The organism is Pedobacter sp. SG908, from assembly GCF_011759615.1.
In the GTDB taxonomy this organism is placed as follows: Bacteria; Bacteroidota; Bacteroidia; order Sphingobacteriales; family Sphingobacteriaceae; genus Pedobacter; species Pedobacter riviphilus.
This window is the reverse complement of the sequence record NZ_JAAOYY010000003.1, coordinates 291,866-318,506: the sequence shown is the minus strand read 5'-3', so window position 1 is coordinate 318,506 and position 26,641 is coordinate 291,866. Positions and strand designations below refer to the sequence as shown.

14 protein-coding genes are annotated in these 26,641 nt (G+C 38.3%); 5 read left to right on the top strand and 9 right to left on the bottom strand.

What is annotated here, in order from left to right; translation table 11 throughout:
* Positions 1-12: 12 nt before the first annotated feature.
* The 3 genes from FHT21_RS22015 to FHT21_RS22005 all read right to left on the bottom strand — a co-directional run bounded on the left by FHT21_RS22015 (position 13) and on the right by FHT21_RS22005 (position 1,993).
* On the bottom strand, positions 13-807 hold the full coding sequence (locus FHT21_RS22015) for an undecaprenyl-diphosphate phosphatase (RefSeq protein WP_167296887.1): 795 nt from the start codon (positions 805-807) through the stop codon (positions 13-15).
* A gap of 80 nt (positions 808-887) precedes the next feature.
* Positions 888-1,115 carry a DUF3098 domain-containing protein gene (locus FHT21_RS22010; RefSeq protein WP_167296886.1) on the bottom strand — a complete coding sequence of 76 codons (228 nt, stop codon included), beginning with the start codon at positions 1,113-1,115 and terminating at the stop codon, positions 888-890.
* Positions 1,115-1,993: a permease-like cell division protein FtsX gene (locus FHT21_RS22005; RefSeq protein WP_167296885.1), complete on the bottom strand. Its 879-nt coding sequence runs from the start codon at positions 1,991-1,993 to the stop codon at positions 1,115-1,117. The genes FHT21_RS22010 and FHT21_RS22005 overlap by 1 nt, the downstream gene beginning before the upstream one ends.
* Positions 1,994-2,193: 200 nt before the next feature.
* Between FHT21_RS22005 and FHT21_RS22000 the strand changes: the two genes are divergently transcribed.
* A complete protein-coding gene (locus FHT21_RS22000) occupies positions 2,194-2,622 on the top strand; it encodes a hypothetical protein (protein ID WP_167296884.1) in 429 nt (142 codons plus the stop codon).
* Between the two features lie 328 nt (positions 2,623-2,950).
* Positions 2,951-5,737 carry a leucine--tRNA ligase gene (gene leuS / locus FHT21_RS21995; RefSeq protein ID WP_167296883.1) on the top strand — a complete coding sequence of 929 codons (2,787 nt, stop codon included), beginning with the start codon at positions 2,951-2,953 and terminating at the stop codon, positions 5,735-5,737.
* 407 nt (positions 5,738-6,144) lie between these two features.
* Here the strand turns inward: leuS and FHT21_RS21990 are convergent, their stop codons facing one another.
* On the bottom strand, positions 6,145-7,443 hold the full coding sequence (locus FHT21_RS21990) for a DEAD/DEAH box helicase (RefSeq protein WP_167296882.1): 1,299 nt from the start codon (positions 7,441-7,443) through the stop codon (positions 6,145-6,147).
* Between the two features lie 574 nt (positions 7,444-8,017).
* On the opposite strand from FHT21_RS21990, the gene FHT21_RS21985 reads away from it, so the two are divergent.
* A complete protein-coding gene (locus FHT21_RS21985; RefSeq protein ID WP_167296881.1) occupies positions 8,018-11,248 on the top strand; it encodes a TonB-dependent receptor in 3,231 nt (1,076 codons plus the stop codon).
* Between the two features lie 15 nt (positions 11,249-11,263).
* On the top strand, positions 11,264-12,976 hold the full coding sequence (locus FHT21_RS21980; RefSeq protein ID WP_167296880.1) for a RagB/SusD family nutrient uptake outer membrane protein: 1,713 nt from the start codon (positions 11,264-11,266) through the stop codon (positions 12,974-12,976).
* A 76-nt stretch (positions 12,977-13,052) separates the two neighbouring features.
* Here FHT21_RS21980 and FHT21_RS21975 read toward each other — a convergent pair whose 3' ends face one another.
* Both FHT21_RS21975 and FHT21_RS21970 read right to left on the bottom strand, forming a co-directional pair.
* Positions 13,053-14,387 carry an MFS transporter gene (locus FHT21_RS21975; protein ID WP_167296879.1) on the bottom strand — a complete coding sequence of 445 codons (1,335 nt, stop codon included), beginning with the start codon at positions 14,385-14,387 and terminating at the stop codon, positions 13,053-13,055.
* A gap of 274 nt (positions 14,388-14,661) precedes the next feature.
* Positions 14,662-15,999 carry an APC family permease gene (locus FHT21_RS21970; RefSeq protein WP_167296878.1) on the bottom strand — a complete coding sequence of 446 codons (1,338 nt, stop codon included), beginning with the start codon at positions 15,997-15,999 and terminating at the stop codon, positions 14,662-14,664.
* Between the two features lie 348 nt (positions 16,000-16,347).
* Here FHT21_RS21970 and FHT21_RS21965 point away from each other — a divergent pair, with 348 nt between their 5' ends.
* Positions 16,348-18,219, top strand: a complete 1,872-nt coding sequence (locus FHT21_RS21965; RefSeq protein WP_167296877.1) for a DNA topoisomerase IV subunit B — start codon at positions 16,348-16,350, stop codon at positions 18,217-18,219.
* An 87-nt stretch (positions 18,220-18,306) separates the two neighbouring features.
* Here the strand turns inward: FHT21_RS21965 and FHT21_RS21960 are convergent, their stop codons facing one another.
* The 3 genes from FHT21_RS21960 to FHT21_RS21950 are packed head-to-tail and all read right to left on the bottom strand — an operon-like array spanning position 18,307 to position 26,636.
* Positions 18,307-19,338: a YihY/virulence factor BrkB family protein gene (locus FHT21_RS21960; protein ID WP_167296876.1), complete on the bottom strand. Its 1,032-nt coding sequence runs from the start codon at positions 19,336-19,338 to the stop codon at positions 18,307-18,309.
* 7 nt (positions 19,339-19,345) lie between these two features.
* Positions 19,346-21,661 (bottom strand): BamA/TamA family outer membrane protein, encoded by a 2,316-nt coding sequence (locus FHT21_RS21955; RefSeq protein ID WP_167296875.1) that lies wholly within the window; start codon positions 21,659-21,661, stop codon positions 19,346-19,348.
* Complete coding sequence (locus FHT21_RS21950; RefSeq protein ID WP_167296874.1) at positions 21,645-26,636, bottom strand: translocation/assembly module TamB domain-containing protein; 4,992 nt, start codon at positions 26,634-26,636, stop codon at positions 21,645-21,647. Before FHT21_RS21950 ends, FHT21_RS21955 begins: the two co-directional genes overlap by 17 nt.
* Positions 26,637-26,641 lie beyond the last annotated feature (5 nt).

Below are 26,641 nucleotides of genomic sequence, written 5' to 3'. Positions count from 1 at the left end.
AATATTCCGGGATTATATAATCTGTAATTTGTGTCCGCTGAGCAATAAGATGATAATAATTAAACCAGCAGCAATTCTATACCATCCAAAAACCTTGAAACCATTTTTGTTTAAGTACCCGATAAAACTTTTTATCGCTAAAAGTGCCACTACAAAAGCAACTACATTACCAATAATTAAGAGGTTCGTTTGCTCATGGGTAATGGCGTGCCCTTCTTTATAAAAATCGTAAAGTTTTTTCGCTGTTGCAGCAAACATGGTAGGTACTGCTAAGAAGAATGAAAATTCTGCGGCAACTTTTCTGCTTAATTTTTGACTCATACCACCAACAATCGTGGCTCCAGAGCGCGATACGCCCGGTATCATGGCAATACATTGGAAGAAACCGATTTTCAATGCCGTTAAATAGGTTACGTTCTCCTCTTCATTAATAGTTGGTTTGTTGAACCATTTATCAACAAATAATAGGATAACACCGCCAACTAATAGCGAAATACCAACAGCCATTGGGCTTTCCAGTAACTCGTCGATTTTTTTGCTTAATAGCAGGCCAAATACTGCCGCCGGAATAAATGCGACTATTAATTTAATGTAGAAATTTATTGATTTGAAAAATCTTTTGAAATAGAGTACAACAACCGAAAGTATTGCACCCAATTGTATCGCAATGGTGAAAAGTTTTACAAATGGTTCTGATGCAATGCCCATTAAAGACGAGGCAATAATCATGTGTCCGGTGCTCGATACAGGCAAAAATTCAGTTAATCCTTCAACAATAGCGAGGACGATGGCTTCAAAAGAGTTCATATTTTTAGAAAAGATAAGAAATAAAGAAAACGCTTAACCAGTAAATTAAGCGTTTTCAAGTATAATCCTTTAGGATAAAATTATTTTTTTAGGATAGCATAAATACCAAAAGCAAAACCCGCTAACACCACTATCGGTGCCAGTAAAGTTCTTCTGAAATCATAAATATTGCCAGTGGTACCCATCATTAAAATAAAGCCAACTGCTACAATTGCAATGCTGATTAACAATAACTGGTAGTTTTTCTTGGTAAAAACCAATTCGCTTTTAACGTCCTTTACAACCGGACCTGTTTTTTTTTCTGCCATTATCTATAAAGATGATAAGATTTTAAACGTAAATATCTGCTTACTGCAAACCATGTACTAATACCTGTTATAAAAATACCCACAATTAAAAGGCCTATAAATACGAAGCCAAATTCCTGGTAGTTATTTAAAATAATAATCTCTGGTACCTCTTTGCGGGCATAAATTAAAGTTGCCAATAAAATGATAATGGCAATAAATGCGGCAATTAGGCCGTGCAAAGCAGCATACAATAAGAAAGGACGTCTAATAAAGTTTTTCGTTGCACCAACCAGCTGCATACTTTTAATTAAAAAGCGCTGCGAGTAGATCGCTAATCTTATTGTGTTGTTAATCAGTGCTATAGAGATAATCAGTAGTAATGCTGCAAAGGCTAAAATAATTAAACCGATAGTATTAATGTTTTTATTTACCATATCAATTAAAGAACTTTGGTAAACCACTTCTTTAACCACAGGGTTTTTAGAAATATTTGCTTTTAAGGCATCAATACTTTTATTATTCGCATATTCTGCTTTTAAATACACATCAAAGGTAGAAGTTAGTGGGTTGTATCCTAAAAAGTTAACAAAATCTTCACCTAAATCCTGGGTTAAATTTCTTGCGGCAAGCTCTTTATTTACATATTGAGTTTGTTTCACTGCAGGATTTGCATTTAACTCTTTCTGAAAGGCTAAAACATCGGCTTCTTTTGCACCTTCATCAACAATAATGTTTAAAACGATGTTTTCTTTAACGTAGTTAGACAGGTTTTTGGCATGTACAAGTACCAAACCAAGCAGCCCCAGCATTAGTAAAACCAAGGCAATACTGATTATAGTAGAAATATAAACGGTTTTGGTTTTCTTGGATGCATCACTTACTTCGAATTCTTCCATGTATTTCATTTTTGTTTCTGCGAAAATATAAATTATACCTGATAAACACCAATTAATGATTGCTAAATGAATACTAACGTACGCGATTCGCTTTTAGTTTGAGGATTAAATTCTTAAACAAAATTTGCTTTTTTTTGAAAGGCGGTACGAAATTTGTTGATACGGCGTTAATTATAGATATCTTAAAACTAAATTTAACTATGAAAAGACAAATTACTATTCTAAGCCTATTCTTACTTATCGCCTCTACAATTGTTTCTTGCAAAAAAGATGATACTTCTTTAAAAGCCCAAATGATGGGGCGTTGGACCTTAAATAAAATTGTAACTTCCGGTTATACTGCTGAAGAAACATTGAAAGATCCAAAAAAGGTTAATGGCACGGTTACCTACGGTACAACAAGTGATTATATTGACTACAAATCAAATAACGATGACCAGGTAGAGCTAAGTTTATCGGGTAACAGAACAATTGGAACGTATGTAATTATTTACTCAGATCAATTTAGTATGGACATTAACGATGGATTGAATTATTGTAAAGTAAACAGTATTACTGCAAACAAATTAGAGTTTACTGCTAAAATTGATAAAACAAACGTTACTAAAGTATATTCTTTATCCAGATAAGATCTTAATCCCTCGATTATTTGCTGCGCCATTGGTTTTAAAATCAATGGCGTATTTTTTTGTAGTGATACAGGTGGCTAGTGGTGATGTCAGCTCCTAATTGTGGTGTCTGTTGTTGCCAACTGACTAAAAACACATATTCTAGATATTCCCTTATTTTAAATAACCGATAGTTAAATGGTAACATCTGACTGCACAAAAGGAGCCGAGGTTTTATCCTTAACCTCTTCTGATTCTGCATTTCTGCCGGCAAAATATTATCATTAATCTGCTTTTTTAAGCCCCTTAATTTCCGTATTTTCGCCCCTTTAAAAATTTAAAACTTGCAATGGATTACCAATTCAAAGAAATAGAACAAAAGTGGCAGAAATTTTGGGCAGATCATCAAACGTTTAAAGCCGAAAACAATTCTGAAAAACCAAAATATTATGTGTTAGATATGTTTCCTTATCCATCAGGAGCAGGCCTGCACGTTGGTCACCCACTGGGTTACATTGCATCAGATATTTTTTCAAGATATAAACGCCTTAAGGGCTTTAATGTACTGCATCCGATGGGATACGATTCGTTCGGACTACCAGCAGAGCAATACGCCATACAAACCGGACAGCATCCAGCCATTACCACCGAAGCAAACATTGCAACCTACCGCAGGCAGTTGGATCAGATTGGTTTTTCTTTCGATTGGAGTAGAGAAGTGCGTACCAGCGAGCCTTCTTATTATAAGTGGACGCAATGGATTTTTATGCAGTTGTTCAACTCATGGTACAACCTCGAAAACGATAGGGCAGAAGATATTACCACTTTAATAGAAAAGTTCAATGCTTCCGGTACAGCTGATGTTAAAGCCGTTTGTGATGAGGATACTAAAGAATTTATGCCTAGCGATTGGGCAACCTTTACCGATGAAGAGAAACAGATTGAATTGTTAAAATACCGCTTAACTTATCTTCGCGAGAGTACTGTAAACTGGTGCCCGGCTTTAGGAACCGTTTTGGCGAACGATGAAGTTAAAGATGGTTTCTCTGAACGTGGCGGTTTCCCTGTTGAGCAAAAGAAAATGATGCAATGGAGCATGCGGATTACCGCTTATTCTGACAGGCTTTTGCAAGGTTTAGATACCATCGATTGGCCAGAACCGATTAAAGAAATGCAACGCAACTGGATTGGTAAAAGCGTAGGTGCATCAGTGAAGTTTCAGGTAGAAGGAAACGATAAACAGATTGAAGTTTTTACCACCCGAGTTGATACCATTTTTGGGGTTTCTTACCTGGTTTTGGCCCCAGAGCATGAGTGGGTGGCAGAATTAACCACTCCAGAACAAAAACAGGCTATCGAAGATTATATTTCTTTAACCAAAAAGAAATCAGAGTTAGACCGTATGGCCGATACCAAAACGGTATCTGGCGCTTTTACAGGTACATATGTTATCAATCCGGTAAGCGGTGAACGCATTCAGTTATGGATTGCCGATTATGTATTGGCAGGTTACGGAACTGGTGCGGTGATGGGCGTTCCGAGTGGCGACCAACGCGACTGGTTATTTGCTAAACATTTTAATTTGCCGATTGTACAGATTTTAGACGCACAGAAAGATATTGATGTGCAGGCGGATCCAACAAAGGAAGGAAAATATATCAATTCTGGTTTCATTAACGGAATGGACTATAAAGAGGCTGTTGCCTTTTTAAATAACTGGTTAGAAGAACGTGGCGCAGGCAAGGCAAAAGTAAATTTCCGTCAGCGTGATGCGATTTTTGGCCGCCAGCGCTATTGGGGAGAGCCAATTCCGGTTTACTTTAAAGATGGATTGCCTTATCTGGTACAGGAAGAGGAATTGCCATTGTTATTACCCGAAATAGATAAATATTTACCAACCGAAACAGGTGAACCACCTTTGGCCAGGGCCGAAGACTGGGTTCCTAAAGATGGTGGACATTATGAGTTAAGCACCATGCCGGGTTGGGCAGGAAGCAGCTGGTACTGGTACCGTTATATGGATGCCAATAACAATAACGATTTTGCTTCAAAAGAAGCGGTTGAGTACTGGAAAGATGTCGATTTGTATATCGGTGGTTCTGAACACGCAACGGGTCACTTACTGTACAGCCGTTTCTGGAATAAATTTTTGAAAGATTTAGGTTATACCAAAGAAGAAGAGCCTTTCAAAAAACTGATTAACCAGGGCATGATCCAGGGTAGAAGTAATTTTGTTTACCGCATTAACGATGAGAACGGAAAACCTACCAATACCTACGTATCAGCTGGATTAAGAAAAGAATATAAAACCTCGGCATTACACGTTGATGTGAACATTGTTGAAAACGATACTTTAGATATTGCTAAATTCAAGGCCTGGAGAGAAGAATATGCCAATGCAGAATTTATTCTGGAAGGTGGAAAATACATTTGCGGTGTTGAAGTAGAAAAAATGTCGAAATCAAAATTCAATGTGGTTAATCCCGATGATTTGATTGAGCGTTACGGGGCAGATACTTTACGGATGTATGAAATGTTTTTGGGCCCGTTAGAGCAAAGCAAACCCTGGAACACCAATGGTATTGAAGGTGTATTTAAATTCTTGCGTAAATTCTGGCGTTTGTTCCACAATGAAGACTGGACTTTCCACGTAAACGATGCGGTACCTACAAAAGCGGAGTTAAAATCGCTGCATAAAATCATTAAAAAAGTACAGGATGATATTGAGCGTTTTTCATTCAATACCTCTGTATCGAGCTTTATGATTGCGGTAAATGAATTAACGGATCTGAAATGTAAAAACCGTCAGATCTTGGAAGATATGGTAATTATCCTTTCGCCTTATGCACCACATATTTGCGAAGAACTTTGGCTGTTGTTAGGTAATGAAGCCGGAACTTTATCTTATACTGCTTTCCCAACATTTAAACCTGAATATCTGGTTGAAGATGAGTTTGCCTATCCGGTTTCAATTAATGGCAAAATGAAAATGAACCTGAATTTGAGTTTAACATTGGCTCAGCCTGAAGTTGAAAGCATTTTATTGGCCGATGAGCAATTCCAGAAATTCTTAGACGGAAAACCAACCAAAAAGATCATTTTTGTTAAAGGAAAGATTATTAATGTAGTTGTTTAAGGAGTCTAAAGCTAAAAGACTAAAGCGGAAAGGTTTCCCTGCGCTTGCCTAAGCTAGAAATATAAAAAGTTCCGTCATTCCCGCGCAGGCGGGAACCACGAAGTGCTCAGCGAAGCTAATCTTAAAGCTATCGGATTGCGATTCCCAATCAAGTTGAGTTGGGGATGACGCAGCGTTTTAATTCATTGATGATCAGATTAGACTAAAGCGATAAAAAACAAAACCCGGACTACGTTTCGTAATCCGGGTTTTTGTCTAATAAAATTGTGGTCATGCTCACAATACATCATGCTGAATTTATTTTACAAGTAGACATAGTATTTTCAATTGCCTTGTAGCTACTACGTGGTCAGCATCTATCTTCAAGTACGATTCTGAAACAAGTTCAGAATGACGGTTGATATGATCTAGTCTCTTTTTCTCCTATTGCCACCAAATCTTCTGTTGTTGCTGGCGTTGCGTGGTTTGCCGCTCATATTGCCATCACCACCTTTTTTAGCACCGCCACCACCTTTAGATTGGGCTTGTGGTTTACGTTTAACCTGGTTTTTAGCCAGCATACTTTCCCAGCTTAATGGATAAGGATGATCATCTACAACCGGAAGTGTAATTTTGATTAGCTTCTGGATATCCAATAAGTATTCGTTTTCTTCCGCATCGCAGAAAGAAATGGCAATACCATTTGCACCAGCACGGCCTGTACGGCCAATTCTGTGTACATAAGACTCAGGGATATTCGGCAATTCGAAATTGAAAACATGTGATAACTGATCAATGTCAATACCGCGTGCAGCAATATCAGTAGCGACCAAAACGCGGATTTTTCTGTCCTTAAAATCAGTTAATGCCCTTTGTCTGGCATTTTGCGATTTATTACCGTGAATGGCGGCGGCTTTAATGCCTGCATGGGCCAAATCCTTAACAATACGATCTGCACCATGTTTGGTACGGGTAAAAACCAAAGCAGTTTCGATCTTTTTATCCTCAAGAAGGTGGATCAATAATTTCTTTTTATCAGGTTTGTCTACAAAATAAACCGATTGAACAATCGTTTCGGCCGTAGAAGAAATAGGGGTAACTTCTACTTTTGTCGGACTAGATAAAATCGTATTGGCCAACTTCTGGATTTCATCAGGCATGGTTGCCGAGAAAAATAAAGTCTGACGTTTAGCTGGTAATTTAGCCACCACTCTTTTTACGTCGTGAATAAAGCCCATATCGAGCATACGATCGGCCTCATCCAATACGAATAATTCGATGGTGTTTAAGCTAATGAAACCCTGGTTCATTAAATCTAATAAACGGCCAGGTGTTGCCACTAAAATATCAACACCTTTTCTTAAGGCTTCTACCTGCGAGTGTTGATTTACACCGCCAAAAATTACCAGATGGCGTAGATTTAAATGACGGCCATAAGCTTTAAAACTTTCTTCAATCTGGATGGCCAGCTCGCGTGTAGGTGTTAAAACTAGCGCCTTTATATTTTTGGTTGCTTTGGTGTTGATGTGTTTTTCGTGCAGTAACTGCAACATCGGGATGGCAAAGGCTGCTGTTTTTCCGGTGCCGGTTTGTGCGCAGCCTAATAAATCTTTACCTTTTAATATCGTTGGAATAGACTGCTCCTGTATTGGTGTTGGTTGTGTATAACCTTCTGTCTCAAGGGCCTTTAGAATAGGCTCAATGAGGTTTAATTCTTTGAATAACATGTATGTTTCTGTGTAATATTTATCGAAGAAGCTAGAACAATCATTTATTGAAGGACTAACTTGCGGAGAGAATATGCCATTCAGAATGGCAAGCCCTTATTCCTGCTTCGGCGGCAAAGATACAAAAAATGTATGACAATATGTTATTTGGTAAATGTAACCTCAAATCGTTGTTTATTACACGTAGCTGTTATTGATTTAACGCATTAATCCTTTTAGTTAGTATTTTATAGTCTATTTATAAATGTATTTTTTTGTATTATAATTATTTTTTATATGTATATTTATTTTTATTGAAGTGTACATTATACACTAATGCATTGTTTACTAAAAAATATCACTATGTAATCATAAATAAAATAATATCTACAAGCCTATCTAACCACCTACTTATGAGAAAAAATTACCTATTGACAGGAGAAATCCATTCTTCTTGTATGCCGCAATCCGGCAAACTAAGCCACTTAAATATGTCGTCGTAACTGATGGCGATAAACTGATGCTGTTAGCTTATTAATCTAAAAGCGCATCGGCTGTACGAGTACGCATTATTTCACCTAATCAATATAAACCTATGAAACAAAATCTATCTTGTATCAAGAGGAGTTTTCTTCTCTTGTGTTTGGGGATGTTATTTGCCCTTGGCGCCATGGCCCAATCAAAAATCACTGGTAAAGTTATTGCCAGTGATGACAAATTACCTGTGGTTGGTGCCACAATCAAAATTAAAAATGGCAGCGGTGGTACCTCTACTGATGAAAATGGCGCCTTCTCGCTGAGCGTAAAACCTACCGATGTGTTGGTTATCTCCTTTGTAGGTTACGGCAGTAAAGAAATTGCTGTAGGAAATCAAACCAATATCTCCGTTACTTTACAAGCCGACAATAATAACCTAACAGAGGTTGTAGTGACTGGCTATTCTTCTCAGCGGAAGAAAGACTTAACTGGTTCTGTGGCTGTGGTAAGCATGGAACTGTTAAAGGCCCAGCCTGCAGCCAGCGCTGTAGAAGCATTGCAAGGAAAAGCAACAGGGGTACAAATTGTAAATGACGGGGCTCCTGGTTCAACGCCACAAATCAGAATCCGGGGCTTTAGTACCATTAATAATAATGACCCACTCTACGTAATTGATGGAGTTCCGTTTGAGGGAAAACTATCATGGCTTAACCAGAATGATATCGAAAGCATGCAGGTATTGAAAGATGCTTCTTCGGCTTCTATTTATGGTTCAAGAGCAAATAATGGTGTGGTAATTATTACCACTAAAAAAGGCTTGGCCGGAGTACCAAAAATTACGCTTGATTCTTACTATGGCACACAGTTGCCAAGAAAAAATAGCTTCCCAAAAATGATGAATCCTCAACAATATGCTCAATATGTATTTAATGGGTATACTAATGCCGGAAAGCCTGTTGCTGCTGGAGATAACTATGGTTCGGGTACGGTACCGGTATTGCCTGAATATTTGGTGGCAGGTTTAAAACTTGGTCAGAATGTTACTGCCGCAGATGCAGATCCTTCCAAGTACAACTATAGCCGTGATCCAAATCTGTTTTATCAGATTACAAAAGCAAATAAGCAAGGTACCAATTGGTTTGATGAGATAACCGAATCTGCACCAGTTCAGAATTATAATATTAGCGCGCTGGGTGGTTCAGACAATGCAACCTATTCTATTAGTGCCGGATACCTGAACCAAAAAGGAACAATAAAATACACAGGTTTTAAACGTTATAGTTTTAGATCCAATACTGCGATATCTGCTTTTAATAAAAGAGTACGTTTCGGAGAAAATGCACAATATAGTTACTCTGAAGGTGTTGGGTTTGGCGTTAACCCGAATACTCCCGGTGGTTATCAGGATCAGGGAAGTGCTTTAGGATGGGCATACCGGATCCCAACAATTATCCCGGTTTACGACATTGCCGGAAATTTTGCCGGTAGCCGCGGTAGTCAGTTGGGAAATGCAGAGAATCCACTCGCATTTCTATTCAGAGCAAAGGATAATGTTAATAAAAACAACTTCTTTTTTGGGAATATCTTCGGTGAGGGTGATATTATTCCGGGTTTAGTATTAAAAACCAATTTTGGGATACGTTACGAGAATTACAATAGCTTATCTATGCGTTATCCAAATTTGGAATTCTCTGAAGGCAATAATTCAAATAATTTAAGCGAAATCCAAGGATATAATACGGAATGGACCTGGACTAATACTTTAAATTATAACAAAAAATTTGCTGAAAAACACAGTTTAAATGCATTAATTGGTACGGAGGCAATCAGATCCAGAACCAGACAATTAACTGGAGGAAGAAATGATTTCTTTCTTTTGGGCAATCCGGATTATTATTATTTGAATACAGGTTCTTCAAACATCAGCAATGCCAGTAGCGGAGCAATAGGGTCACTATTCTCCGTGTTTGCAAAGCTCGATTATTCCTTTAATGATCGTTATCTCGCCAGTTTTACTATCCGTAGGGATGGTTCATCTAACTTCGGTTCTGCTAATAAGTATGGTAATTTCCCGGCAGCAAGTGCTGCATGGAGGTTATCTGAAGAGGAGTTTATGAAAAGTATCAAATGGATTAGCGATTTGAAACTTCGTGTTGGATATGGCCAAACCGGAAACCAACGGATACCAGGGTATCAATATATCAATAGATTTCAAAGTTCTATTGTTAATTCAGCTTATGCTCTTGGTGGCGGTAATGGTCTTACAACTGGTGTGCGACAAAATGCCTATCAAAACCCTGATATAAAATGGGAAGCTGTAAACTCCCTAAATATTGGTCTTGATTTTACTTTGTTAGGTGGAGCTGTTGATGGATCAGTAGATTGGTATAACAAGAAAACGACTGATATGCTTTACCCGGTACCGCTACCAGCAAGCATTGTAGGAATGGGAAGTTCACCTTTTGTAAATATTGGTGATATGAGTAATAAAGGGGTCGAATTTAATGTCGCTTATCATTATGGAAGAAGCGCTGATAGCCCTTTTAAATTTGATATTGGTGCAAATTTCTCAAAAAATAACAATAAAATCGTAAGGTTGGCACCAGGTATTCTCAATCAGGTTTATGGCAATTATAGGAGCTTACAAACCAGTGTTTTACAGGAAGGTGCGCCACTGGGTTCATTTTTTGGATATAAAACTGCAGGAATTTATCAGAGTGCCGCCGATATCCAGAATAACCCTTCTTATTCGGGTGCCAGGGTTGGTGGATTACGTTATCAGGATATTAATGGTGATGGTATTATTGATCCAAAAGATCGGACTATTATTGGGAGTCCACATCCTGATTTCACTTATGGTATAAATTTGAACGCATCTTACAAGAATTTTGATATTTCGGCTTTCTTATATGGTGTAAAAGGAAATGATATATTTGAAGCTACACGCTATTTTACAGATTTTCCTTCTTTTGATGGAGCAAAAAGTGTTAGATTACTTGATGCCTGGAGTCCAACCAATACATCAAGCCTGATTCCTTCTGCTTATGCCGGAGCCTCTGATCTGGAGTTTGCTTCTTCGAGTTATTACATTCAGAACGGAAGTTTTTTAAGGTTGAAAAATTTGCAAATTGGCTACTCTATCCCAACCGCTAAAACTTTTGGGCCAAATTCTGGCATCAGTAAAATTAGGGTGTATGTTAGTGCAACCAATGTATTTACCATCACTAAATACACCGGATTGGATCCGGAAATAAGTCAAATTGTAGATGGCTTCTCTGCTCCAGGAGTAGATCAGGGTGTTTACCCTTCACCACGTCAGTTTTTAATCGGTATTAATGTTGGATTTTAATTAAAAGTTATCAAAATGAAACATATAAAATATATTCTTCTTTCCTTATTAATTTGCAGTACTTTTTCCTGCAAGAAGGATTTTTTAGCATTGCAACCGCAGGGCGAACTCACCGAGGAACAGTTAATGAGCCAGGAGGGGGTTGAAGGACTTTTAATAGGCTCCTATAGTTTACTTAATGGTAATTTAGACGGAACATGGGGTAATTATGGTGCCGCACCAAGCCAATGGTTATTTGGCGAGGTTGCATCTGATAATGCGCATAAAGGGAGTAGCACAGGAGATCAGCCGCCTATGAATGCCATTGAACAGCATTCGCCAACCAGTACAAATGATAATTTATCGAATATCTGGAACAGATGTTTTGAAGGAATTCAACGCTGTAACCGTACTTTAAAAGTCCTTGCTAGCTTACAGGCAGGTTCGGGATCGACCAAATTTGATGATGCCCGTGCAAAAGAAATTCAAGGCGAAGCCAGATTGTTACGCGGACATTATTATTTCTTTTTGGTTCGTATATTTAAAATGGTACCTTATGTTACCGAGGCCAATAGCGGTACTTTTGTTCCTAATGATAAAGACATTTATCCTAATATTATAGATGATCTTCAGTTTGCCGTAGCCAATTTAAGTACAACCAAACCAAAAAATCAAAAAGGTAGGGTCGATAAATATGCTGCTCAGGCTTATCTTGGCAAGGTATTTTTATACCAAAAGAAATATACTGAAGCTTATGACTTGTTGAATGCCGTAATTTTGGCAAGGCCGAGCTTGGTTGATATGCCTTATACCGATAATTTTGATATTACCAAAGAAGACGGACCAGAAACGATTATGTCTGTTCAACATTCAGTTGGAACCGATGGTACTGGCGGAGATAATGGGAATGTAGGCGATATGCTTAACTTCCCGTACGGCAATGCGCCGATTAACTGTTGTGGTTTCTTCCAGCCAACCATAGATCTGGCCAACTCCTTTAAGGTAGATGCCCTTGGCTTACCGCTACTGGATGGCAGCTATCGGACTAATCCATATAAATCTGATTATGGATTAACCGGAACCGATAAAACAAATTATGCAGTAGATAAGACTTTAGCTTTAGATCCACGAATCGAATCGACAATAGGAAGACGTGGCGTTCCATATCGCGATTGGGGTTTAATGCCTGGCGATACCTGGATTCGCGATGCCAGCAATGGCGGCCCTTTTCTGGCTGTTAAGAATACCATTGATGCTTCGCAGATTTCTAGCGGAACAGCCCCGGGGAGTTCTAACGTAACCGGATTAAACGTAAACCTGATCCGCTTAGCTGATGTTTATCTGATGGCGGCAGAATGTGCGGTAGAAAAAGGCGATTTGCCCAGGGCCTTAACTTTGGTAAACGCAGTAAGGGCCAGGGCAGCTAAAATAACCCCTCGTGATATAAATGGAACGCCAGCGGCGGCCTACAAAGTTAGCCAGTACATCTCATTTCCAAATGATACCTACGCCAGAAATGCGGTGCGTTTCGAGCGCAGATTGGAATTGGCAATGGAAGGCCATCGCTTCTTTGATTTGGTACGTTGGGGTATAGCCAAACAAACCCTCGAGAGTTATTTTTCTTTTGAAGGTGGCTACTTTAACTACTTAAAAGGCATTACCATTGAAGCCAGGGATGATTATTTTCCTTTGCCTCAAGATCAGATTGATAGAAGTAACGGTACTCTAAAACAAAGCCCGGGTTATTAATCCTGATTTGTTTAAATGAAACGCATGGATGGCTGATGTCTGTCCATGCGTTTTTTTATAGTATTTTACGGACGGATTATTTCTCCTCTTTAAACCTGCTAAAAAACAATAAGGCAATTAAACAAAGTCCGAAACCTACAATTCCATTCAATCGTAACCCGAAATCGTTTCCTGGATCTTTGCCGTAAATGGTAAGCATGGCGAAAATAGCTATGCCTAAGGTTTGACCGAGTTTTACAAAAAGGTATTTCACGGCGAAAAACATACCTTCATGGTTTTCACCGGTTTCTAAAGTATCTCTTTGGGCAATATCGGCTAAGATCGCCGTGGGTAAAATACCGAGCGCCGCTAAGGGGAATGAAGCGGATAGTACCAGGATGTAAATCTGTGTATGCGGACCTAATGGTAATTTGCCCAAAAAGAAAATGGTTACAAAGATTAAGCAAAGTACACCGAAGGCCAGTAATACAAAAGGTTTTTTACCAATTTTAGCAGAGCCAAAATTAACCAGCGGGTAAAACAGCAAGGAAGCCAAAACCATGGCACCCATAAATTTTCCACCTTCTGATTCTGGCAGTCCCAATAAAACGGTACAGAAAAATAATAAACCGCTTGATATAATACTCAATGCGGTATAAAAAGCAAAATCAGAGATCAGGTAATATTTAAAATTGCTGTTTTTAAAGGTACTCCTTATTGCAGGCCATAAAGGTATATGGGTAGGTTTGGCCGTCGAAAATTCTTTTTCGTTGATGAAAAAAATCGGTAATAACATCACCAGGCCCGATAAAATACATAAACCCCATATGGCAATCTGGATGGCCTCGCTACGGTTGGCCACGTGGAAATTGTCTTCAACGAGATCGGCAAAATTGTTGGTGCAAGCCGATAAAATAATGCCGATGACAAAGCCCACCTGTTGATAGCTGGACAGCTTAACTTTCTGTCTTGGCGTATTGGTTACTTCGGCCAGTAAAGCGTTATAGGGGATAATATAAGTGGTAACCGATACAAAAAACAAACAAAGCGTAATGGTTAACCACCAGGCATTGTGCAGGCTTTCGGTTTTTTGGACCGGATAGAAAACCAGTCCGCAGAAAAGCATTGCTGGGATAATAGCCCATTTCATAAAAGGCATTCTACGGCCATTTTTATTGGTGCTTGCATCGCTTTTAGATGCAATAAAGGGGTCGTAAATGGCATCTACCAATCTACCTGAGGCAGCAATAATAGAAAGAATATTAAATGCACCCAATAAAACAAGCTGCGGCACCAAGGGTGGTAAACCAGCATTACTTGGCGGAAGGTAGAAATAAGGAAGCATTACAATGATAATATTTGTCATCGTGCTCCAACCAATCATACCTGCGGCGTAAGCAATTTCTTGTTTTAAGGAGAGTGTTTTGTTCATTAATTATTTTAAGTTCTTTTATGTTTTTTGTAAAGCAGGTTTCTGTGTTAATCAGTTAAATCAGTCCTGCTTTCCATTTTATTCCGCTGCGCTTCATGTTCATTCCAATCAGGTTTATTTTACTTAGGTCTGCCTTTCTATCTTAAACCCGACAGGAGCAGAAATACTTTTTGTAGCTCCTTCGACAGGCTCAGGATGACAATAACAAAAAGATTGTAGCGTATGGCGGGACTATCGAAACCGACTAGCACTGCAATTGCTTTTCAAATTAAAACTATTTTTTCTTAAACCACCTGCTCACAAAATAAATCGCGAGAAAGCCAACAAAAATATATAAACCATTAAGTGCCGCATTTTGATCATCAGCATAAATACTGAAGGCAACAAAGGTATAAGCGGCAATAAATATGATAGGCAATATAGGATATAAAGGAACAGTATAGATGGTTTTTTTATCAAGATGTGCTGTTCTTTTTCTGAGGATAAAAATCGTGGCTGCAGAACTGGCCATGCTAATGCTTTCCAGGAAAATGGTATAGTTTAAAATCTTGTCGAAGGTTTTTGCATAGAAAATAATTACCACGGCAATTAATGTAAAAACTGTTAAGCTAATGGTAATTACCGCTGTTTTTTTATTTATTCTGCTGAATATTTTTGGCAGGGCACCTTCTTCGCCCATGGCAAACATTGCTCTAGGGTTGCTCAATAGGTTTACATTTACATAACCCATTACCGAGAAAAAAATAATTACAGAAAGGGCGTTGAATCCTGCCGGACCAAATATTTTCGAGGCTAATATCGCCGCGATACTTTCTGCTGATTTTAATTCTTCGAAGCCGATAACCTTTACGTATACATAGTTAATAGCCAAATAAAGGATCACAATAATAGTTAAGCCGATAATGATGGAACGCGGGATTACTTTCTTGGCTTCTTTAACCTCGCCACCAAAATTAATGGTCTGTGCATAACCCGCATAAGAGAAAGAAACGGCAATTAAACATAAACCTAATGCTTTTCCGTAATCAGACCAGGTTGGTAAAGTGCTGTTTGCTGTTTTAAAAATTGGCGTAATGGTTTGTGTTTTTCCGCCGAAAAATACAGCGCAGATGAGTGTTAAAATCATTCCAATTTTAATGACCGTTAATACATTCTGTGTTTTAGCACTCGCTTTTAAGCCTAACAGATTAATGAAATAAAACACCAAAATGGTGGTAATGGCAATGGTAACGCGGTAGGTTTCATTCTGTTTATCGATAGGTAAAATAATTTTGCTCAGGTATTCTGCACCAATAATTGAAATTGCCGCTACAGATGCGGCGCTCGAAATGATTACAATACAATTAATGGCAAAGGCAATAGAAGGGTGATAAGCCGCTGAAAATATTTTGTAATACCCGCCTGTTACCGGAAAACGCGAACCAATTTCGGCATAGGTTAATGCACCGCAAAAAGCCACAAAGCCACCAATAAACCAAGCCAGGTAAAATAACTCCGGAATTTGTGCTTTCGCCGCTACATTTACAGGCGTACGGAATACCCCCATTCCAATAACCAAACTCACCACAATCATGGATAAATCGAATAGCGAAAGTTGCTTCTTTTGTTGCATTAAATAGAATTATGAATATTGGGTTGAAGATAGGGAAATTTGAATGATTGAGTGAGAGAATGATGTAAGATGGAAAAGAGACTATGAGCATAATCAGTTGGCAATTGCCGATTGGCAGTTTTCAAAGGTAATTAAACCGATAAGCAAATGAAACCTCGCCATCCATTGTTTACATGTGGAAATTTTCTTTTGCGAGCCTCAAAGAATAAATCTATTATTGTATAATAATTCTGAAGAACGTATTTAAAAATATTTTTATTTCAATCATCAGGGTTATTTCTACAAATTCTTCATCGCTTTGCAAACCAAAAATGCAGGGGTTTTCATTGAAGAACAGATAAAAACAGTATGGCAGAAGTAGTTTATAACGACGACAGTATTCGTTCATTAGATTGGAAAGAGCACATCAGGCTTCGTCCGGGGATGTACATTGGTAAACTTGGCGATGGTTCTGCTCAAGACGATGGTATTTATGTTTTGCTAAAAGAAATTGTAGATAACTCTATCGATGAGTTTGTAATGGGTACCGGAAAAACCATCGAAATTACGCTTTCGGAGCAAAAAGTGAATGTACGCGATTACGGCCGTGGTATACCATTGGGTAAGGTAATCGATTGTGTAAGCAAAATAAATACTGGCGGTAAATATGATAGTAATGCCTTCCAAAAATCGGTAGGTTTAAATGGTGTGGGTACCAAGGCAGTTAACGCGCTTTCTACCAGTTTTACCGTACAATCGTACCGTGATGGAAAAACAAAAAAGGTAGAATTCTCTAAAGGAGAAATTGTAAACGAACAACCCGTTATTGATACTACTCAGCGTAACGGTACAGCCATTACTTTTTATCCGGATGAAACCATTTTCAGAAACTACCACTACATTCCTGATTTTGTAGAGAGTATGGTTTGGAACTACGTGTTCTTAAATACTGGTTTAACTATAAATTTCAATAACCAGAAATATTTTTCGGAAAGAGGTCTATACGATTTGCTTTCTAAATTTAATAAGCCGGAAGAAATTCGTTACCCGATTATCCATATGATTGGGCCAGATATCGAAATTGCCATGACCCATGGTCAACAGTATGGCGAAGATTACCACTCTTTTGTGAATGGACAGCACACTACACAGGGCGGAACCCACCAGGCGGCATTTAGAGCTGCGGTAGTGAAAACCGTTCGGGAGTTTTTCAAAAAAGAGTTTGATGCGGCCGATGTGCGTTCATCTATTATAGCGGCAATTTCTGTGCGCGTACAGGAGCCTGTTTTCGAATCGCAGACTAAAACAAAACTAGGCTCACAGAATATGGGGCCTGAAGGTCCATCGGTAGCTACTTTTATTAACGATTTTGTTAAAAAAGAGCTTGATGATTACTTGCACAAACATCCTGACGTTGCTGATGCACTTTTAAAACGCATTATTCAATCGGAACGGGAGCGTAAAGATATTGCAGGAATTAAAAAACTGGCTAATGACAGGGCCAAAAAAGCTTCGTTACACAATAAAAAACTGCGTGATTGTAAGGTGCATTTTAATACTACGCACGAGAAACGTTACGAAACCACCTTATTTATTACTGAGGGCGATTCGGCTTCAGGCTCAATCACAAAATCGCGTGATGTAGATACCCAGGCGGTATTCAGTTTAAAGGGGAAGCCGCTAAACTGTTACGAGCTGACAAAAAAAGTAGTGTACGAAAATGAAGAGTTTAACCTACTGCAACACGCTTTAAATATCGAAGATGGTTTAGATGGCTTACACTATAATAATATCGTTATTGCTACAGATGCCGATGTGGATGGTATGCACATCCGTTTGCTGATGATGACTTTCTTTCTTCAGTTTTTCCCTGATCTGGTAAAAGCAGGCCATGTTTATATTTTGCAGACACCGCTTTTTAGGGTGCGCAATAAAAAGGAAACCATTTATTGCTATAGCGACGAAGAACGTAAAAATGCAATTGAAAAACTAGGCAATAAACCAGAAATTACCCGATTTAAAGGTTTAGGAGAAATTTCTCCTGATGAATTTGGGTTATTTATCGGAAAAGATATCAGGTTAGACCCTGTTATTTTGAAGGATCAAACGATTAAAAGTTTGCTGGAATATTACATGGGTAAAAACACGCCAGACAGGCAACAGCACATTATCCGTAACCTAAGAATAGAGAAGGATGAAGTAACTGAAGAGCCTAAAGTGATTACGGAAGAAGTAGCATAAAAAAAGAGTCAAGTTTTTAAAACTTGACTTCTTAGTTAATGCGTTGCGTAGAAAAGATCCTGAAACAAGTTCAGGATGACGACCGACTTATTCTTTAGGTACTTTTACGGTATCTTCCGGGTGTTGTGGGGGCAATACATCTACCTTTTTTTCTACAATAGTAATTTTGGTAAATACGGCATACTTACTAGGTGAAATGCCATTATCGTACTTTTCGGCATAAGCCTGTGTAAATTCTGCGCCGAAGTAGAGTATAATAGAAGTATAATAAATCCACAATAAAATAACGATGATTGAACTGGCTGCACCAAAGGCCGAACCTGGATTACCTTTTTCAATATAAATCCCGATCAGATATTTACCTAAACTGAACAGAACAGCCGTGAATAAAGCGCCAATTATTGCCGATTTCCATCGGATGATCACATCTGGTAATACTTTAAATATCACTGCAAATACAGCCGTTACGGCAGCTAATGTAATTACATTGTTTAAAATATAAATCAACAATGCCATGGTATCATTTGCAACCGGAATCACTTCGTTTATATTGCTTTGCGAAAGCAGATTGGCCAATTTAGAACCTAAACCCACCACTACACTGTTTACAACCAATGATACCAGTAACAGAAAGCCCATCGACACGATTAAAGAAAAAGACAATAACCTGTTAGAAAGCATTTTTAACCAACCTTTTTTGGGCACAGCTTTTACTTTCCAGATCATATTGATGCTATCCTGTATTTCAATAAAAATAGCCGTCGATCCGATAATAAGTGCAACAATTCCCACTACTAAACTAAATGTTGATTGACCTGTTTTGTTGGCATGTTCTACAAAACCCTGGATCTGGCCCGCTGCATCTTTACCCACCAATTCGGTAACCTGACCAAAAAATTTCCCTCGTGTTTCCTCATTTTTTTTATCACCCAAAAATAGAGTGGCGGCAGAGAGGAGGATTATAATAAGCGGTGTAAGCGAAAAAATGGTGTAATAAGCAAGTGAAGCACTTAATTTAGTTACCCTATCTTCCATAAAACCTTTTCCTGCGGCTATAAAAAGGTGATAAATGGCAACAAAAAAATATTTGATTTTATGTAATACTCTTACTCTTTTCATCGAAAAATTAAAAAGGATATCCTATCCCAATGTTAAAAATTAAATTCTGTTTACGCCAATCCTTATTCCCGAATGCGATATCATCAAATACCCATCTTTGTCCTTCTGGTAAGTATGGTTTACGTACAGGGAAAGCCACATCTAAGCGGACTACAAAAATGCTGACATCTACCCGTAAGCCTGCACCTGTACCAACAGCCAGTTCATTAAAAGCATTTTTCAGCTTAAAACCAGATCCAAGTCTTGCCGTCTCTGGTTTGCCAGGTTCTCCAAGATCTTCTTTCCTTAGCCAGATATTTCCGGCATCTACAAACAGTGCTCCATAGAGTACGCTCACTATCTTAAAACGCAGTTCTGAGTTGAGCATTAACTTAATATCACCACCCTGATCGGCAAAAATAGCATCGTCTCGAACTTTATAAGTACCCGGACCTAGTGTTCTGGCCGGAAAAGCCCTGATATCGTTACTGCCGCCTGCAAAAAACTGTTTAACAAATGGCATCGAGCTGGAGTTTCCATAAGCATAACCATAACCTAAGTTTAACCTGTTTGCCCAGATTAAGTTTCTGGTAATTTTATAATAGTCTCTTAAATCGGCTTCTACCCTGATAAACTGCGTTAACGGTTTGTTAAAGATAGATCGTTGGCCATTTTCATCCTTTGGGGTAAATAACCCCCAAACATTACCTCCGGTTTCTAAACCACCAAAGAAATAGGTGTTATTTCTCCGGCTATCTTCCATCTGGTTGGTATAGGTGAAATTATAATTGCTGCCAATAATAAACTGACTTTCTAACGTAGTTCTTAAGAGTGGATTTTGTTCGTATATTTTATCTCTGGTTGCTGTATCAGGAAAACTGGTTGAAACGTAACTTATTGATATTGGGTTGAAATTATGCTCTTTGTACTGATTCTCTTTAAAGTTGTAACCATATTGCCCCTTAAATGCATGTAAGGTATATTCAGAACCACGGTTAAGCATTTGGTAAGAAAGCGAGGCAATGGTTTTCGGGATAAAGGCATTGGTACTATTCGGTTTGTAAAAGGGCACAATAAACCTGGGGAAGGTCAGCTTTCCTTCGGCGGTTAACGACAGGGAGTTTTTGCCTAATGAAGTTCCTTTGGTTTGTGTTTCGAAACCACCACTTAAACTGATGTCTAACTGCTCGGCATTTCTAAATAGGTTTCTGGTGGTTTGTGTAACCTTTACCTCTGAGCCGACGAAATTGTTTGATTTACTTGTTCCGGTAACAGAAAAGGTAAGTGAGTTTTTCTTTAAAGGTGTTAAATAAATGTTCAGATCGAGCTGATTGTTTTTGAAACTATCAACTGGTAAAAATTCGGCCCTCACATCTTGAAATGCACCTACATTTACCATTCGGTTTAACGATTGGTTATGATCTTTACGGTTATAAGGTTCGCCTTTTTGGAAGAACACCAAGCGATCGAAAAGCCTTGGTTTAAAGGTGTTTCGGTCATCGAATATATTGAAATCATTATACTGAAGTGGTTTTAGCTTTCTTAATGTATTATCTCTCCTTAAAGAATAGTTAGGATATATGTTAATATTTTTAATGGTATAAGGCTTTAATGCCGCATCAGGAGCGATATCTTTTACCTTAACCGAAACATTAACCAGGTTTTTACCAATGGTACTATCTACCTGCATAATTAAATAATCTGGACTGAAATAGAAATAGCCATTTTCTTTTAAATCGTTATCAATCCTGATCCGCTCATTTTTATAGGTATCGATATCATAATAATCGCCAACTTTTAGCAAGGTTTTGTCTTTGTTTGCATTAATGATTTTTGTGAGTACTCCTGTATCTGGCGGGAAATTAATTTTGTTGATTTTATACCGTTGCCCAGTAACTGCAGTATAAATGGCCTTACCCTTTTTTTCTTTAACAACGGTATCGCCGGTAACATTTGCCTGTAAATATCCTTCGCTAATGAGGTAACTGGATAATACATCGTTGTTGTATTTCAGTTTTACATCATTCAATAACACTGGGGCTTCTCCTTGTCTGCGCAACCAGTTTCTAAAACCTTTTGGCTTTTTGGGTTCGCCAGCAAGATTGTAAATGCCCAGTTTAAATTTTATACCCAAAATAGATTTATTGGGACGTGGCCTTGTTTTAGCTTCCAGATCGGTTTTAACCTGTTTTTCATTGTCAATTTTTCCGGATGAATCAGGATTGATTTTTACCTCAGCACCGGTATACAAAATCTGGCCTGGTTTTAAAGATTTGGTACTGCTGCAAGCTGCCCAAACTAAACAGGCCAATAAAAATAAAAGCGGTCTAATTAGTTTTCTCATCTTGTGCTTTCTGTTCAATGTTTCTTATTCTTCTGATCCTTTTCTTTTGGAAAATCTCTCCAAATTTATTGTAATCTACTACTAGTGTAAAGCCTAGGCCTGTTTCAACAATCTGTCCCTGTACAATCATATCGTTCTGGTTTCGGCGATAGGCCCTTAAACGGTAGCGTCCATCAGCAGAAAGTGCATATTCTACGTTTACATTCCCCGCAATATTGGTCGATTTTTCTCCTGGAGCCTGTGGCCCTTCTAATGCAAAAGAGCTTCCTACGCTAACGGTTAACCTGTCGTTTAAAAGTTTTTTCGATAAGCCAACTTCCAGATCGGTTTTTTGCTGCATTGAGCCGGTTGAATAATCTTCAGATGAATTTACACCGAAGTTTAGATCAACACCCTGAATTAGATCGGAGGTTAAATTATTCAATTGCTCGGTTAACAGTTTACTTACACTCGAACGGGCAAGCGTAGAAACACCGCCGCCGCCGCCCGCCAAACTTTGGAAGGGGTTGTTTGCAATAAACCGGTTTAAGGCAAGTAAAGAAAGAACCTGTTTGTTCAATTCGCTCTCATCGCGGTTTACATTAATCAATTTGGTATAAACCTGACCACTTAAAGCCCCACGCTCATTTTCTGGCAGATCGAGCTTAAAGGAAATCGTAGGTTTCAACAATTCCCCTTTTATCATCAAATAAACCTGGAAAGGCAATTTGGTTCTGGCTTCGTAAAGATCTGGTTGATTTAACAGATCGATAGGTGCCGCGTTAACTTCGTATAGTGCCGTGATATTTGCAGTAGCAGAAGTAGGTTCGCCTGTCCACACAATGGTACTCCCTTTAACCAGTTTAAATTCTTTTTTTACAACGGCCAGTGTTAAATTGTATGAACCATCAACAATCTCGTACCTGCCGGTCATACTGATTTTACCACTAGGATCCATTGTTACATTTAAATCTGCATCACCTCTAACTTTTAAATTATCACCAGTAGAGGGATCTACCACAACGTTTAGTTCTGCTTCTGGGTCGACCGTTACTGCCGCCACAAGGTTTAAGCCTTTGATGGGTGATTTGCTAATACTGTCAACCTTTAAAGCTTTTTGCCCGTTAAAGGGAGGAGCATCGGCATCAATAAATTGCACTATACCTTCCTGATCAATAATTGCCGGATCACTTGAAGGTAAAGCAAAGAAAAATTTTGTACCCTTATTTACCTTGATGTTCATGTTTACATCTGGTTGGTTCAAATCTCCACGCACCTTAACATTGCTGGTTAAAAACACCGTGCCATAAATCATATCGTTATCGGCTGCGGTAGAATTGATTGCCCTGAAATTGTTTGTTCGGATATCTAAACCGAAGCGGTAGTTTTTAAAATCGGTGGTGTAAACCTTTCCGTTTACTGTTGCTTTTTGATTTAAGGAATCAATTAGTGTAAAGTTATTAAAACTGATGCCTTCATTTGTAAACGATATTTTCTCATTCGGCATACGGAAATATGAGTTTACATAAGCCACTTTGATTCCTGCATTGTTGAAGGTTAAGTCGCCTAGAATTTTCGGAGCTGTTAGCGCGCCTTTAACAGTAAGTGCCCCGGTTAAGGTACCTGTACCGTTTTTAAGCTGGCCTGCAGATAAACTTTCGATGTTTTTCATTTCAATCTTATCGACGTTTACCGTAAGATCCAAAGCGCTTTCTGGTGCAGTATAATAGAAGCCGTTAACCCTTAACTCATGCACGCCGGTTAGCGCCACATTTACCTCGAAGGCATTTTCGGTATTATTGTTTACAGCCAGGCGCAAGGTACCCAGTTGATCTTTTTGGTAACGTAACTGATCGACGGTTAAGTTAGCTTCAAATTTTGGTGTGCTGGCCAGGTCTTTAACATTCGCAGTTCCATTTAAACGGCCACCAACCAAAGTAGTATCGGTTTCTGCAAATTTGGTTAAGGTTTCTAGTTGGAAATCTTTAAATTCTACTGCCAATGGCGCATTTGCTTCGGTAGGATTACTATTGATGGAAAGTGATTGGCCGCTATTGCTGATCTGAAATTGATTAACCAATACACCTGAAGCACCGAACTGGATATAATTATCTTGCGAAACCACCCATTTCTGGTAATCGAGCAGAAGTTTCTGTGGATCGAGGGTGAATTTAAAATCTTTGTTTATAGATTGGAAATTACCACCAATTACATATTTGTTTTTACGCTGCCTGTCTCGTAAGAAAACATTTACGCCCAAATTATTGCTGGCTGCTTCGCCACTTACTTCGGTATTGAAGAGTGCAATAGATGGGCTTTGAAGACGCTTAACGGTTAAACTATAACCTAATTTGCTGTTGTCGTTATTGATGTTTAACACGGTGGTATCTACCTTAAAATCACCATATACCACCTGTGGGAAATTTCCCTTAATCTGTAAGCTATCTTTTTGTGTATCGATTAATCCATAAAACTGTGATGGCTTGAATACTGTTAACTCCGGTACAAATTCTTTTAATAATTTAGAATCATATACTTGTACAAAAAACCTTAACCTCTGATCGGGAACTTTAGCAACGGTACCAAAGGCGTAGTATTTATTAATTTCGTTGATAATGGCGTCACCTACTTTGGTGAGCTGGTATTTGCCATCAATTTTAGCTGATAGTATTTCAGATTTTAAGGTCAGCTCATTTTCTGTAGCGGTCGATTTTGCCCGGATGGAAATCGTATCTACATTGATTTTTTGTTTGTCTTTTACCAATTGTAAGCTGGTAATATCAACCGATCCGTTTAAATAATCGGCATCGGCAGTGGCGAGGTCTACTTTAACTATGCCTGCAGCACTTAATACCGTTGGACTAAAGTTTAATGCCTGTAGGTTTACCTGTTTTAAATTTAAATCGGCTTTTACCGCCGGATATTTACCTGTCATGTTCACTTTAGCAGCTAAATTAAAGTTGGCATTGCTATCTGGCATGCTACTTTTAATGCTGATGTTTTGGTTGCTGTAATTGCCGGCAAGGCTTAAATTGCGATAGGTATATTTATTATAGTAAGCACTAATAACCTTTGCGTTAAATTTTGCATTAATCTTTTTAGGATCGAGCCCTGTACCTGCAACATTTGCTTTAACCGAAATCCTACCCAATTTTGGCTGCATTTTTAAGAGTCTACCTACATTGAAGTTATTTAAACTAATGTCTGCCTTATAACTTTCTTTACCTTTAGGACCTTTCATTCCTGCTACCACAACTGCACCACCCATATCGGTATTAATGTTCATGTTGGTATTAAAATCGGTCATTGAGCCCGTAAAATTACCTTTCGCATCAATTACGTTTGGCAATTCGATTGTTGGGGGTAAAGATTTTTTAGGTACAGCCACCAGGATATCTCCTTTGGTAACATGAAGTTTTTTAATGTTTAAATCGAGATAAGTTTTCTTGATATCTGGCAGTCCCTTTGCCCTTCCACTAATATCAATCTGGGTATTTTTCAAGCCGCTGATCTGCAGTTTTGGGATATTCAGGTTATTCAGATAACCATTAACATTTGCTGTTAGTTTTATTTTTTCGTTACGGTAATTTGCTGGAACGGCATCGCTGAAAAAGCCAGCATCTTTTAATCCGATGGTGGTGTTCTTAAAAGCCAAATTCAATTTTACGCGTTCAGGATGTTTGGTTAAATCCTCCATCGAAGTAAAATTTAATTCAGTCGCATTTTCGATCGAAGTGTTAGGCGTTTTTAAAATGAAATTGCTCAGTTTGATCTGTTTGTCATTATAAACTGCATCACCTCTTAATTGATCCAAGACGAAACCACTTTTTTCCTTTAAAGATCCATTTTTAACATTGGCCTTTATACCTGCAGCGCTGTAACTTATATCACTGGCGCCTAAATTGAGCTGGTTAATTTTTAGGTGGTTAAAGTCCATGCCTTTTGGGGTAGGTTTAGCGCCAAGATTATCGAATTGTACATGGTTGTCCGCTAAGCTGATATTCTTAATAATTAAACCCAAAGGCGATTTTTCGGGCACTACCGTATCTTTAACTTTCTTTAAATCGTTACTTGGCGCTGGTTTAAAAGCAAAAAGAATATTTGATTTGTTTAAATGTGCATTATCAACAGCATATTTACTGTTGGTTAAATCTACTTTCAGGTTTACCAACCCCAGGTCGTTTACGTCGGCAACAGCTTTGGTAGTGGATAGCTGATCGTCGTAATTTACTTTTACCTTACTGAAAATGAAGTTCTGCACTTCTATTAATGGTAACTTTCCCTGTTTTTTCTCACTGCTATCAACACTATTGGTAATATGCTGCACGAGGTGTACCAGTGGTTTTTGCTGTAGATAACGTAAAGAAGTGTTCACTAAACTTAATTCTTTAATTACATAATGCTGATTGGCCAGATCAAAATCTTTGATTTTGGTTTTAAATGCACCCAGGTATAATTTTACATCATTACCCGCCACATCATCACGATAGTTGATGCCTATATCTTCGAAAGAAACTTTATCAACAGAGAATTTAAGGGTAGAGGTAGTGTCTTTATCTACTTTTTCTTCAGTCTTTTTCTGATCGCTCATAAAAGCATCAACCAGAAACGAAAAGTTGAAAGTTGTATCAGGACTAATACGCTTAACATTTGCACGTATGTTTTTCAGCTCAATATTGTTAACCTCTATGGTGTTTTTTAACAGTTTAAATAAACTGATATCAACGGCCAGTTTTTCCGCATACAATAAGGTATCACCTTTACGGTCTTCGATGTAAAATTTGTTTAAAACCACATCTTTTGGCAAGGCGATTTTAATGCTTTCTAAACTTACTTCAGTTTTGGTTTTGCTTTTAAGGTAGTTTATAGCTTTTTCTTTAACAAAATTCTGAACCGCCGGGATATTTAAAGATAGGGCTAAACCAACAACCAGAATAATGATGGAAGCAATTACCCACAATAAAATTTTTAGACTTTTGCGTACGTATTTATTCAAAGCTA

Bases quoted from the DNA above. Each gene is read 5' to 3' on its own strand.
- FHT21_RS22015 (WP_167296887.1), bottom strand. From the start codon at position 807: ATGAACTCTTTTGAAGCCATCGTCCTCGCTATTGTTGAAGGATTAACT.
- FHT21_RS22010 (WP_167296886.1), bottom strand. From the start codon at position 1,115: ATGGCAGAAAAAAAAACAGGTCCGGTTGTAAAGGACGTTAAAAGCGAA.
- FHT21_RS22005 (WP_167296885.1), bottom strand. From the start codon at position 1,993: ATGGAAGAATTCGAAGTAAGTGATGCATCCAAGAAAACCAAAACCGTT.
- FHT21_RS22000 (WP_167296884.1), top strand. From the start codon at position 2,194: ATGAAAAGACAAATTACTATTCTAAGCCTATTCTTACTTATCGCCTCT.
- leuS (WP_167296883.1), top strand. From the start codon at position 2,951: ATGGATTACCAATTCAAAGAAATAGAACAAAAGTGGCAGAAATTTTGG.
- FHT21_RS21990 (WP_167296882.1), bottom strand. From the start codon at position 7,443: ATGTTATTCAAAGAATTAAACCTCATTGAGCCTATTCTAAAGGCCCTT.
- FHT21_RS21985 (WP_167296881.1), top strand. From the start codon at position 8,018: ATGAAACAAAATCTATCTTGTATCAAGAGGAGTTTTCTTCTCTTGTGT.
- FHT21_RS21980 (WP_167296880.1), top strand. From the start codon at position 11,264: ATGAAACATATAAAATATATTCTTCTTTCCTTATTAATTTGCAGTACT.
- FHT21_RS21975 (WP_167296879.1), bottom strand. From the start codon at position 14,387: ATGAACAAAACACTCTCCTTAAAACAAGAAATTGCTTACGCCGCAGGT.
- FHT21_RS21970 (WP_167296878.1), bottom strand. From the start codon at position 15,999: ATGCAACAAAAGAAGCAACTTTCGCTATTCGATTTATCCATGATTGTG.
- FHT21_RS21965 (WP_167296877.1), top strand. From the start codon at position 16,348: ATGGCAGAAGTAGTTTATAACGACGACAGTATTCGTTCATTAGATTGG.
- FHT21_RS21960 (WP_167296876.1), bottom strand. From the start codon at position 19,338: ATGAAAAGAGTAAGAGTATTACATAAAATCAAATATTTTTTTGTTGCC.
- FHT21_RS21955 (WP_167296875.1), bottom strand. From the start codon at position 21,661: ATGAGAAAACTAATTAGACCGCTTTTATTTTTATTGGCCTGTTTAGTT.